Consider the following 11,826-nt stretch of genomic DNA (forward strand, 5'->3'; position numbering starts at 1 on the left):
ACCTCGTTGGGCCACATCTGGGCCAGGGCCGGCGCCGATGGAAGCAGGAGAGCCAGGAACAGCGCGCGCCACATGTCAGCAGAAGCCCGTCCGGAAAGGAAGAAGCCGGCAGGATGGCCGATCCGGCCCGCCGGCTTCAAGGAATTCACGCCACCGCCAGCCAGCCCAGAATCAGCACCCCGAGCACGATGCGGTACCAGCCGAAGGGGGTGAAGCCGATGCGGCCGATCACGCCCATCAGCCAGCGCACCACCACCAGCGCCACGACGAAGGTGACGACGAAGCCGACGCCGATCTGCCCCACCGCCGAGACATCGAGCACCGCCCGGTTCTTCCACAGGCTGAACACGGTGGCGGCCAGCATGGTGGGGACGGCCAGCAGGAAGCTGAACTCCGCCGCCGCGCGCCGTTCCACCCCCACCAGCAGCGCGCTGATGATGGTGGCGCCGGAGCGGCTGGTGCCCGGCACCATGGCCAGCGCCTGGCCGAAACCGATCAGCAGCGCCGCCACCGGCCCGATCTGGGGCACGGTGTGGATGGTCGGCGCCGCGCGCAGCTTCTCGATGACAATGATGGCGATGCCGCCGGCGATCAGCGCCAGCGCCACCACCAGCGGCGTGTAGAGCAGGCTGGTGATGTAGCCGTAGAGCGTGGCGCCCAGCACCATGGCCGGCAGGAAGGCCAGCAGGATGTTGATGGCGTAGTAGTATTCCGCGCTGCCGCGCCGCCACATGCCGAAGGCGATGCGGATCAGCGTCGCGCGGAACAGCCAGATCACCGCCAGGATGGCGCCGAACTGGATGCTGATCTCGAAGGTCTTGCCGGGAGGACCCTGGAAGCCGATCGCCTCGCCGAGGAGAATCAGGTGGCCGGTCGAGGAGATGGGGAGGAACTCGGTGACGCCTTCCACAATGCCCATCAGCACCGCGGAAAGCAGCGAAGCAAAGTCCATGGAGACATCCTGCGCAGGGTGCGGCTCCGACTACCCTTCGGCGCGGGGCCTGTCATGCCGTATTGTGCAGTGCGGGAGAGCCGGGACGATGAATTTCTACGGATCGGCCCGGTATATGAACGAAAGAGTAAAAAAAAGCGCCGGCGGGGAGGCCCCGCCGGCTCTGACGCCGCTCGTCTTCCGGCTCAGCGCACCGTCTGCGAGGCGGTGAAGGCGAAGTTGTCGAAGGAGTTCTCGGCGACGCGGAACCAGGTGTACTCGTCGTCGCGGAAGCGGCGATAGGACTCCCAGATGGTCTTGAACCGCTCGTTCTTGGCGCCCGTCTCGTCATAGAGCTCGTGCGTCGCCTTCCAGGCGGCGGAGAGGATCTCGCGCGAGAAGGGGCGGAGCTGGGTGCCGGCGGCGATCAGCCGGCGCAGCGCCTGCGGGTTGGCGGCGTCGTAGCGCGCCGTCATGTCCTGGTCGGCCTCGGCGCAGGCGGCTTCCAGCGCCGCCTTGTAGGCGGTCGGCAGCGCCTCGAAGGCGGCCTTGTTCACCATCAGGTGCAGCCGCGCGCCGGGCTCGAAGAAGCCCGGGAAGTAGTAGTTCGGCGCCACGCGGGAGAAGCCCAGCTTCTCGTCGTCATAGGGACCGACGAACTCCACCGCGTCCAGCGTGCCGCGCTCGAGCGAGGGGTAGATGTCGGCCGCCGCCACCTGCGTCGGCACCGCGCCGAGCCTGGCGAAGACCTGGCCCGCGAAGCCGGCGACGCGGAACTTCAGCCCCTGCAGGTCGGCCAGCGTCTTCACCTCCTTGCGGAACCAGCCGCCCATCTGGGCGCCCGTGTCGCCGGCGGTGAAGGCCACGATGTTGTAGGTGCCGAACAGCTCCGCCGCCAGCGCCGCGCCGCCGCCATGGCGGTACCAGGCGTTGAACATGCGGGTGTTCAGCCCGAAGGGCATGGCGGTAAAGAAGGCGAAGGCGGGGTCCTTGCCGACATAGTAGTAGGGGGCGGTGTGGGCGCACTCCACCGTGCCGGCCTGCACCGCGTCCAGCGCCTGCAGCCCGCCGACGATCTCGCCGGCGGGGAAGACGCGGATCTGGAACTTGTTGTCCGTCATCGCCGCCACGCGGCGGGCGATCATCTCCGGCGCGCCGTAGAGGATGTCGAGGTTGCGCGGGAAGGAGCTGGTCAGGCGCCAGCGCAGCTCCGGGGCCGACTGGGCCAGGGCAGGCATGGCAAGGGCGGCCGGCGCGGCGGTGGCGGCGGCGCCGAGCAGGGCGCGGCGGTTCATGGGGGCTTTCCTCCCGACGGGATCGAGGCGCAGTGACGGCTCCTGGAGGAGCCGGGGCGCTGCTTATCCCGCCAAATCCGGTCGGAGGAAAGGGCAAAAGGGAAATTTTCTTGCGCGATTAGGTCAGGAAACTTGCCGTTTCGCGCAAGGCCGGGAGAGCGAGGGCGGGGCGGGGTGCAGGCCCCCGCCCCGCGCCGCCTCAGTAGCGGTATTCTTCGTGCTTGAAGGGGCCGCTCACCGGCACGCCGATATACTCGGCCTGGGCGGGGGAAAGCTTGGTCAGCTTGGCGCCGACCTTGCCGAGATGCAGCGCCGCCACCTTCTCGTCCAGCTTCTTGGGCAGGGTGTAGACCTTGCACTCATAGGCCTTGGCGTTGGTCCACAGCTCGATCTGCGCCAGCACCTGGTTGGAGAAGCTGGCGGACATGACGAAGCTCGGGTGGCCCGTGGCGTTGCCCAGGTTCACCAGGCGGCCCTCGGACAGCACGATCAGGCGCTTGCCGTCGGGGAACACCACCTCGTCCACCTGCGGCTTCACGTTGTCCCACTGGAAGTTGCGCAGGGCGCCGATCTGGATCTCGGAGTCGAAGTGGCCGATGTTGCAGACGATGGCGCGGTGCTTCATCGCCCGCATGTGGTCAAGCGTGATGACGTCGATGTTGCCGGTGGCGGTGACGAAGATGTCGCCCTGCGGCGCGCCCTCCTCCATCGTCACGACCTCATAGCCTTCCATGGCGGCCTGCAGGGCGCAGATCGGGTCGGCCTCGGTCACCAGCACGCGGCAGCCGGCGTTGCGCAGGCTGGCGGCGGAGCCCTTGCCCACGTCGCCGAAGCCGGCGACGACGGCGACCTTGCCGGCCATCATCACATCCGTGCCACGGCGGATGGCGTCCACCAGGCTCTCGCGGCAGCCGTAGAGGTTGTCGAACTTCGACTTGGTGACGCTGTCGTTCACGTTGATGGCGGGAACCTTCAGCGTGCCCTTCTTCACCATGTCCCACAGGCGGTGCACGCCGGTGGTGGTCTCCTCGGACAGGCCGCGGATGCCGGGCAGCAGCTCGGGGTACTTGTCGTGGACCACGGTGGTGAGGTCACCGCCATCGTCCAGGATCATGTTGATCTCCCAGCCATCCGGGCCGCGGACGGTCTGGTCGATGCACCACCAGAACTCCTCCTCGGAGAGGCCCTTCCAGGCGAAGACCGGGATGCCGGCGGCGGCGATGGCGGCGGCCGCGTGGTCCTGCGTCGAGAAGATGTTGCAGGAGGACCAGCGGACCTCGGCGCCGAGCGCGGTCAGCGTCTCGATCAGCACGGCGGTCTGGATGGTCATGTGCAGCGAGCCGGCGATGCGCGCGCCCTTCAGGGGCTGGCTCGGGCCGTATTCGGCGCGCAGCGCCATCAGGCCGGGCATCTCGTCCTCGGCCATCGAGATCTCCTTCCGCCCCCAGGCGGCCAGCGAGATGTCCTTGACCTTGTAGTCGGTGAAGCCGGTGTTCGCGTCGGGCATGAGCTTTCTCCGCAGTTGGCGGGCGCGATAGCACAGCCACCCGGCGGCGGCCAGGGTAATGCGTAACATATAAGGATGGGTTTATGTGCCGCGGCGCAGGGCCGCGCCCGCCTATCCGTGGATCAGCAGGGACTCGACGAAGGTGGTCAGCAGGGCCGCGTTGTCACGCCCCGGCATGGCCCGCAGCACGCGCAGCGACTCGGCCTGCTCCACCGTCTCGCAGAAGCGGAGCATGGCGCCGTAGCCGCGCAGGCGCCCCTCCGTCATGTCGTGCACCATCAGCAGGGGCGGGTTGTCGGGGCAGGCCAGCAGGGCCGACAGGGCGCAGGCCACGCGGAACCGGCCATCGACAAAGACGAGGTCCGGCTTCTCCCCGCGCCGCGCCCACTCGGCCCAGGCGGTGCCGACATAGCGCGACCAGGTGCGGATGGTGGCGGGGTCGGAGGGCTTGCCCCAGGCGCCGACGGGCCCGATGCGCGCGTGCAGCACGCTCAGCCGCCTGCTGCGCCGCGCCGCCGCCATCTCCGGATGCCGGCGCACCGCCTGCACCCAGCGCTCGTCCGAATCGACCGCCACCAGCGTCTTGAAGCCGCTGCGCACCGCCTCCAGCGTCGAGCCGCCCAGGCCGAACTCGGAGTAGCGCTCATAGCCGCGCCCCAGCACGTCGCGGAACAGCGCCAGCTCCGCCTTGCTCATGTGCGGCAGGCCGATATTGACGCTCTCGCCGGCAGGAGGCGCCTCGTCCTCATCCCTCTCCGCCGGGGCGGCTTCGCTCATGGGTCGGCTCTCACTCACGTCCGGCCGCCGGCTCGCCGAAGTTCAGCACCAGCTCCTGGATCCGTTGCGGGTCGCCCTGCTCCATGACACGCCGCGCGAAACGGGCGCAATCGTCGATCTTCAGGGTGCGCACCATCTGCTTCACGCGCGGGATGGCGCTGGCGTTCATCGACAGCGAGCGCAGCCCGAGGCCAAGCAGCAGCGGCACCAGCCGCGGGTTGCCCGCCATCTCGCCGCAGACCGAGACCGGCATGCGCAGCCGCAGCGCCGCCTCGGTGGCGAACTGCACGAGGCGCAGCACGGCCGGGTGCAGCGGGTCGTAGAGATGCGCCACCTCCGCCTCGGCGCGGTCCACCGCCAGGGTGTACATGGCCAGGTCGTTGGTGCCGATGGCGAAGAAATCCGCCTCCAGCGCGATGGCGTCCGCCGCCAGCGCGGCGCCCGGCGTCTCGATCATGGCGCCGAGCGGCGGCAGCTTCTCCGGCAGCGCCACGCCCTTGCGGCGCAGCCGGCGGATGACGCGCTCATAGATCTCGCGCGCCTGCGCCACCTCGGCCGGAATGGTCACCATCGGCAGCAGGATGCGCACCGGCCCCTGCGTCGCCACCCGCAGGATGGCGGCGAACTGCGACTCGAGCAGCTCGGGGCGCTTCAGCAGCATGCGGATGCCGCGCAGGCCGAGCGCCGGGTTGGGGCCGCTGTGCCAGGGCTCCACCCCCTGGGCCAGCGCCTCCATGTCCTTCTCGCCGCCCCAGTCCAGCACGCGGATGGTCACGCCATCCCCCGCCATGGGGCCGACGATCTGGCTGTAGGCCTCGAACTGCGCGTCCTCGTCGGGGAGATCCTCGCGGTTCATGAACAGGAACTCGGTGCGCAGCAGGCCGATGCCCTGCGCGCCGGCCTGGGCGATCAGCGGCAGCTCGGCCGGGATCTCCAGGTTGGCCTGCAGCTCCACCTCCTCGCCGTCGAGCGTGACGGAGGGCAGGCGGCGCAGCTTGGAGAGGCGCGACTTCTCCTTGGCATAGGCGGCGAGCGATTCCTGCCCCACCTCCAGCGCGGCCGCGCCAGGGCGCAGCACGATGGTGCCGGCGGCGCCGTCCAGCACCGCCTCGTCGCCGCGCCGCGCCGCCTCGGTCAGCCCGGCGCAGCCCAGCACGGAGGGGATGCCGAGGGCGCGCAGCATGATGGCGGTGTGGCCATCCGAGCCGCCCTCCTCGGTCGCCACGCCGGCGATGCGCGAGGGGTCGAGCAGCGCGGCATCCGCCGGCGTCAGCTCCTCGGCCACCAGGATGGCGCCGGCGGGCACCTCCTTCAGGCTGCGGAAGGGGGTGGCGGTGAGGTTGCGCGTCAGGCGGCGGGCGATCTCGCGCACCTCGCCGGCGCGGCGCCTCAGCCCGGCCTTGTCGTCGTCCTTGGCGGCGAGGATGATGGCGGCGATGGCCTCCGCCTCGTCCTGCACCGCCGTCTCGGCCGCCAGCAGCTCCTCGCCGATGCGGCGGCGGGCGCCGCGCAGCAGCCGGCTCTCGCCCAGCATCATGGCATAGGCGTCGAGCAGCGGCTCCAGCTCCTCCTGCGCCTCCTCGGGCAGCACGCCGAGCCGCGCCTTGAGCTTGGCCACCTGCTTGCGGCTGGCGGTGACGGCGGCGGCCAGGCGCTGCCGCTCCTCCTCCACCTGCGCGGCCACGATGGCGCGGCGCGGCGCCACGGTGGGCTCCTCGCTGGTGTCGTAGACCGCGCCGATGGCGACGCCGGGGCTGATCGGGATGCCCCGGACGGTCATCTCGCGCTGGCGGCGCGGGGCGCGGCGCGGTGCCTCGGCGGCCTTCGGCGCCTCGGGCTTCTCGGTTCTCTCTGTCTTCTCAGTCTTCATGGAAGCCGGCCTCGATCAGGCCGGCCACTGCGTCGAGAGCTTCCCTGGCATCCCACCCTTCGGCTTCCACCACGACCTCGCTGCCTTTGCCGGCACCCAGCATCATCAGCCCCATGATGGAGCATGCGGGCACCGCCTGACCATCGCGCGCGACGGTCACGCAGGCGGAAAATCGCTCGGCGAGGGAGACCAGCTTGGCCGCCGCCCGCGCGTGCAGGCCGCGGCTGTTGGTGATCCGCAGCGCGCGCCGCAGCGCCATGGGGTTGCCGGAGGGCGCCGCGGCCGCCGCGGGCGCGGCGCGGAACATGTCGGACGGAGCATGGGCGGCGGCGGGGCGGGGGGAAAAGGTCACGTCGGCTTCCTTGACTGGGGTCCGGGGCGTCACGTCCCGGGGGTCATGCCCTGGCCCTGCTGCGCCATCTCGCCGGGGGGGGCGCAGCGGGCAGGGGTGGCACACGCGATATAGTGACGCCCGGCGCGGATCGCATGCTCCACGGCGGGGCCCAGCGGCTCGGCCCCGCGCACGCGGGCGAGCTTGACCAGCAGCGGCAGGTTGACGCCGGCGATCACCTCGATCGCCCGCGTGCCGCTCTCGGACTGCGCCACGGCGGTGGCGAGGTTGGACGGCGTGCCACCGAACATGTCGGTCAGGATCACCACGCCGTCGCCCTGGTCAACCCCGTCGACGCAGCCGAGGATGCCGCGCTTGCAGTCCTCCATGTCGTCCTCCGGGCCGATGCAGACCGTCGCGACCTGCGTCTGCGGCCCGACGACATGCTCCATGGCCCGGCGGAACTCCTCAGCCAGGCGGCCATGGCTGACCAGTACCAGCCCGATCATCAGGGATACGCCATCATGCTGTGCAAGGAGGGGCCTCCCGACCCGGATATGTCGATGGCGCCTGGGCGCCGGTTGGGGCATCCTGCCCCGTGGATGGCGCGTTGGCGGCCGCGGCGTGGCGGCCGGCGGCATCCAGTTCGCGGTGGCTGAGGTCGACCCGCCAGCCCTGGGCGGTCAGATGCGCCGAGAGCAGTTCGGCCAGCAGCACGGAGCGATGCTTGCCCCCCGTGCAGCCGAGCGCGACGGTGAGGTATTTCTTGCCCTCTGCCGCGTAGCGAGGCAACAGCGGGTCCAGCAGCGCCGTCATGCGTTGCCAGAATGGGCCAAATTCGGCATCGGCCTTGATATAGGCAGCCACCGCCGCGTTGTGACCGGTGTGCGGCCGCAGCAGCGGGTCGTAATGCGGGTTGCGCAGGAAGCGCACGTCCAGCACCAGGTCCGCCTCGCGCGGCAGGCCGCGCGGGTAGGCGAAGGACATCACCGAGACGGCCATGCCGTGCCCGTCCAGCACGCGGAAGCGCCGCTCCACCAGGCGGCGGAGGTCGGGCAGCGGCAGGTCGGTGGTGTCGATGACGAGATCGGCCGCGTCGCGCAGGCCGCCGAGCAGGGCCTCCTCCCGCGCGATGCCGTCCGCCACCCGGCTGCCGAGCGAGCCGCCCGGCGCCAGCGGGTGGCGCCGGCGCGTCTCGGAGAAGCGGCGCAGCAGCACCGGCGCCTCGGCGGTGACGTAGAGCAGCTGCGGGGCGATGCCGGCGCTCTCCCGCAGGCGTTGCAGCAGGCCGAGCAGCCCCTCCGAGTCGAAGCCGCGGGTGCGGGCATCGACGCCGGCGGCGATGGGCATGGTGCCGCCCTCGCGCACCACCTCCTCCAGCACCGAGAGGGGCGGGTTGTCGATGCTCTCGAAGCCCAGATCCTCCAGCACCCGCAGAATCGAGCTTTTGCCGGCGCCGGAGAGGCCGGTCACCATCACCACCGGCCGGCTGGCGCTCATGCGGCGAAGGCCCCGGCGCGCTGGCGCAGCCGCGCCTGGGCGGCGGCGAGGGCCAGCTCCAGCTTGGCCGGGGTGGAGGCGTCGAAGGCGTGCAGCGAGAGCGCCGGCAGTTCGCCGCCGGGCGCCGCGAAGCCGCGCGGCTCCGGCAGGCGCGGGATGGCGGCGCGGGGGGCGAGGTCCACCACCAGCCGCAGCGGCGCCGCCCCGTGCGGAAGGCCCTGGAACAGGCCGACGCCGCGCACCTCCAGCAGCCCGGCCAGCGGCGGCGGGGCGCTGGCGCGGGCACCTTCCGCCGTCTCCTCCAGCACCACCTGGTCATCGGCCACGAGCTGCCAGCCCCGCTGCATCAGGCGCAGGACGAGGTCGGATTTGCCGGACCCCGAAGGGCCGAGGAACAGCACGCCCGCCCCCTGGAATGCCACGCAGCTCCCGTGCAGCATCATCCGCCGGTGCCTCCCTGAAATCTGCTGAAATATGGCAGGATCGAGGCGGCTGTAAAAGACCGACCCGATTAGCACCTACGGTTGCGGTGGCGGCCCGGTTTCGGGTGCCCGCGCCGCCACTCCATTGCCGTCGCTCCAGCCCGGTGCCACGCTGCGGCGCCATGAGCGACTCCTCCCTGCCCGGACGGGCCCTGCCGCCCGATGCCGCCGCCATCCAGGCCGCCGCGGCCCGCATCGCCCCGCATATCCGCCGCACGCCGCTGCTGCGACTCGCCGCCGCCGACCTCGGCACCCCCTGCGACGTGACGCTGAAGCTGGAGCTGCTGCAGGCCGCCGGCTCCTTCAAGCCGCGCGGCGCCTTCAACCGCATGCTCTCCCACCCGCTGCCGGCGGCGGGGGTGATCGCCGCCTCGGGCGGCAACCACGGCGCGGCGGTGGCCTATGCCGCCCGCGCGCTCGGCGTGAAGGCGGAGATCTTCGTCCCCGAGATCACCGGCCCGGCCAAGCTGGCGCGCATCCGCGCCTATGGCGCCACGCTGGTGCAGGGCGGCGCCACCTACAACGAGGCGCGCGACGCCAGCGAGTCGCGCGCCGCCGGGACGGGCGCGCTGATCGTGCACGCCTACGACCAGCCCGAGGTGCTGGCCGGCCAGGGCACGCTGGCGATGGAGCTGGAGGAGGATGCGCCGGAGCTGACGCACATCCTGGTGGCCACCGGCGGCGGCGGGCTGATCGGCGGCATGGCCGCCTGGTATGGCGAGCGCGCCGAGGTGGTGAGCGTGGAGCCCGAGGGCTGCCCCACCCTGTTCACCGCGCTGCGCGAGGGCGCGCCGGTGCCCGCCCCGGTGGGCGGCGTGGCGGCCGACAGCCTGGGCGCGCGGCAGGTGGGCGGGCTGATGTTCGAGGTGGCGCGCCGCAACATCGGCACCGCGCTGCTGGTGCCGGATGCCGCCATCCTCGCCGCGCAGAAGGCGCTGTGGGATGTCTGCCGGCTGGTGGCCGAGCCGGGCGGGGCCACGGCGCTGGCGGCGCTGCTCTGCGGCGCCTTCGTGCCGCCGCCGGGCGCGCGGGTGGGCGTGGTGGTCTGCGGCGCCAACACCGACCCGGCCAGCCTGGCCTGATGGGCGGGGCACCACCCCCGGCGGCCACGATCCGCCCCGCCCGGGCGGCGGACCTGCCGGGGATGCTGGCGCTCTACCGCCACCTGAACCCGGAGGACCCGCCACTGTCGCCGGAGGCCGCGGCTCCGGCCTGGGCGGCCCTGCTGGCCCGCGCCACCGTCTTCCTGGCGGAGGCGGAGGAATTTCCAGTGGCCTCCTGCACGCTGGTGGTGGTGCCGAGCGTGCTGCGCGGGCTGCGGCCCTACGCGCTGGTGGAGAATGTCGTCACCCATGCCGGCTGGCGGCGGCGCGGCCTGGGCCACGCGGTGCTGCACGCCGCGCTGGCGGCGGCGCGGGCGGAGGGCTGCTACAAGGTGATGCTCGCCACCGGCTCGAAGGAGCCCGGCACGCTGCGCTTCTACGAGACGGCCGGCTTCGCCGCCGGCACCAAGACCTTCTTCGAGTGGCGCGACCTGCCGCCGCGCCACGGCGCCTGAGGTTGAGGCTGGGACCGCCTCACCCCAGCGGCAGCCGCACCACGAAGCGCGCCCCCGTCACCCGGCCGGCCTCGTCGCGCTTGTTCTCGGCGCTGATGCGGCCGCCCAGCCCTTCCACGATCTGCCGGCTGATCGACAGGCCAAGGCCGGAATGCTGGCCGAACTCCTCGCCCTCCGGCCGCTCGCTGTAGAAGCGGGCGAAGATGCCCTCGAGCTTGGCCTCGGGGATGCCGGGGCCTTCATCCTCCACCATGAACTCCATCATCGCGCCGGTCGGGCGGGCGCGCATCGTCACGCGGCCATTGGGCGGCGAGAAGGAAAGGGCGTTGCCCAGCAGGTTGCGGATCACCTGCACCAGCCGCCCCTCGACGCCGCGCACCACCAGCGGGCCGGGCGCCATGTCCAGCTCCACCGACGGGCCGTCGGCGGCGCGGGTGGTGTTGTGCAGCTCGGCCAGCGCCGAGAGGATGGGGGCGATGTCCACCGGCTCCGAGGCGGTGCGGGAGAGCTCCGCATCGACGCGCGAGGAATCGGCGATGTCGGCGATGAGGCGATCCATCCGCACCGCGTCATCGGCGATGATGGCAAGCAGGCGCTTCTGGTGCTCGGGGTTCTCGATGCGGCGCAGCGTCTCGATGGCGCTGCGCACGCTGGTCAGCGGGTTGCGCAGCTCGTGCGCCACGTCGGCGGCGAAGCGCTCGTTCTGGTCGATGCGCGCCCACAGCGCGGTGGCGGAGGATTGCAGGTCCCGCGCCAGGATGCCGATCTCGTCGGAGCGCTCCATCAGCGGGGCGGGCACCGAGCCGGCGCGCCCCTTGCCCTGGCGCATCGCCGCCGCCGCGCCGGCCAGCGCCAGGATCGGCGAGGCGATGGTGCGGGCGAGGTAGAGCGAGGCCGCGACCGTCAGCACCAGCGCCAGCAGGAACAGGCCGAGCACCGAGGAGCGGATCTCCAGCAGGCGCTGGTCCACCTGCCGCGCCTCGCGCGTCAGCAGCACGATGCCGACGCTCTGGCTGCCGCGCCGCGCCGGCACGGCCACCGAGACCAGCAGCCGCCCTTCCCGGGTGCGGCGGATATAGGGGCGCACGCCGCCTTCCAGCGCCAGGCGCAGCTCCTCCCGCCGGTCGGGGCCGAGGGCGGGCTGCCAGTCGAAGGAGGGGGCGTCGGGGCCGACATCGACGAACACGGCGTCGTCGGCGCTGCGCGGGCCATAGACCGAGCGCGGCAGCAGGGCGAGGATGCGGTCGTACAGCCCGGCGATGGTGCCGGCGAAGGCGCTGCGCTGCTCCGGCGGCGGCAGCGGCTCGGTGACGATGGCGCCGCCCTGGCCCTCCCGCACCCGGCTGTCGGCCACCAGCAGGCCGGTGGTGTCGAACAGCTTGGCCTGGGTGTTGGGGCTGGGCTCCACCAGGCGGCGCAGCAGGGGGCGGGCGGTGTCGGGCACCAGCACGGCGCGGTCGTCCTGGATGCGCACCGCCGCCTCGGCGATGCCGCCGGCATAGATGCGCGCCTGGGTGCGCAGCGCCTCCACCTCGGCCGAGAGCAGGCCGTTCTGGTACTGGTCGAGGTAGAGCA

12 protein-coding genes are annotated in these 11,826 nt (G+C 72.0%); 2 read left to right on the plus strand and 10 right to left on the minus strand.

Annotation, left to right across the window (positions count from 1 at the left end):
- Nucleotides 1-145: 145 nt before the first annotated feature.
- The 9 genes from ACZJYS_RS17980 to ACZJYS_RS18020 all read right to left on the minus strand — a co-directional run bounded on the left by ACZJYS_RS17980 (nucleotide 146) and on the right by ACZJYS_RS18020 (nucleotide 8,654).
- Nucleotides 146-952 carry an undecaprenyl-diphosphate phosphatase gene (locus ACZJYS_RS17980; RefSeq protein WP_493179828.1) on the minus strand — a complete coding sequence of 269 codons (807 nt, stop codon included), beginning with the start codon at nucleotides 950-952 and terminating at the stop codon, nucleotides 146-148.
- 185 nt (nucleotides 953-1,137) lie between these two features.
- A complete protein-coding gene (locus ACZJYS_RS17985) occupies nucleotides 1,138-2,226 on the minus strand; it encodes a TRAP transporter substrate-binding protein (RefSeq protein ID WP_109515843.1) in 1,089 nt (362 codons plus the stop codon).
- A gap of 199 nt (nucleotides 2,227-2,425) precedes the next feature.
- Complete coding sequence (gene ahcY / locus ACZJYS_RS17990; RefSeq protein ID WP_109515844.1) at nucleotides 2,426-3,733, minus strand: adenosylhomocysteinase; 1,308 nt, start codon at nucleotides 3,731-3,733, stop codon at nucleotides 2,426-2,428.
- Between the two features lie 111 nt (nucleotides 3,734-3,844).
- A complete protein-coding gene (locus ACZJYS_RS17995) occupies nucleotides 3,845-4,510 on the minus strand; it encodes a hypothetical protein (RefSeq protein ID WP_379631733.1) in 666 nt (221 codons plus the stop codon).
- Nucleotides 4,511-4,520: 10 nt separating this feature from the next.
- Nucleotides 4,521-6,380, minus strand: coding sequence for a phosphoenolpyruvate--protein phosphotransferase (gene ptsP / locus ACZJYS_RS18000; RefSeq protein ID WP_109515846.1), 1,860 nt, complete (start codon nucleotides 6,378-6,380; stop codon nucleotides 4,521-4,523).
- Nucleotides 6,370-6,639 (minus strand): HPr family phosphocarrier protein, encoded by a 270-nt coding sequence (locus tag ACZJYS_RS18005; protein ID WP_245906150.1) that lies wholly within the window; start codon nucleotides 6,637-6,639, stop codon nucleotides 6,370-6,372. Before ACZJYS_RS18005 ends, ptsP begins: the two co-directional genes overlap by 11 nt.
- Nucleotides 6,640-6,761: 122 nt before the next feature.
- The gene (locus ACZJYS_RS18010) at nucleotides 6,762-7,220 is read right to left on the minus strand and encodes a PTS sugar transporter subunit IIA (protein WP_109515847.1); all 459 of its coding nucleotides are present in this window, start codon (nucleotides 7,218-7,220) and stop codon (nucleotides 6,762-6,764) included.
- A 13-nt stretch (nucleotides 7,221-7,233) separates the two neighbouring features.
- A complete protein-coding gene (gene rapZ / locus ACZJYS_RS18015; RefSeq protein WP_181378003.1) occupies nucleotides 7,234-8,211 on the minus strand; it encodes an RNase adapter RapZ in 978 nt (325 codons plus the stop codon).
- Nucleotides 8,208-8,654 carry an HPr kinase/phosphorylase gene (locus tag ACZJYS_RS18020; protein WP_109515848.1) on the minus strand — a complete coding sequence of 149 codons (447 nt, stop codon included), beginning with the start codon at nucleotides 8,652-8,654 and terminating at the stop codon, nucleotides 8,208-8,210. The genes rapZ and ACZJYS_RS18020 overlap by 4 nt, the downstream gene beginning before the upstream one ends.
- Before the next feature lie 161 nt (nucleotides 8,655-8,815).
- Here ACZJYS_RS18020 and ACZJYS_RS18025 point away from each other — a divergent pair, with 161 nt between their 5' ends.
- Entirely contained in the window at nucleotides 8,816-9,775 is a 960-nt protein-coding gene (locus tag ACZJYS_RS18025; protein ID WP_379651653.1) for a threonine/serine dehydratase, read from the plus strand.
- Nucleotides 9,775-10,251, plus strand: coding sequence for a GNAT family N-acetyltransferase (locus ACZJYS_RS18030; protein ID WP_109515850.1), 477 nt, complete (start codon nucleotides 9,775-9,777; stop codon nucleotides 10,249-10,251). Before ACZJYS_RS18025 ends, ACZJYS_RS18030 begins: the two co-directional genes overlap by 1 nt.
- Before the next feature lie 19 nt (nucleotides 10,252-10,270).
- Here the strand turns inward: ACZJYS_RS18030 and ACZJYS_RS18035 are convergent.
- On the minus strand, nucleotides 10,271-11,826 hold a 1,556-nt coding region (locus ACZJYS_RS18035; protein WP_493179829.1), incomplete at its 5' end, for a stimulus-sensing domain-containing protein.

It is taken from the genome of Roseomonas sp. TS2 (assembly GCF_058833935.1).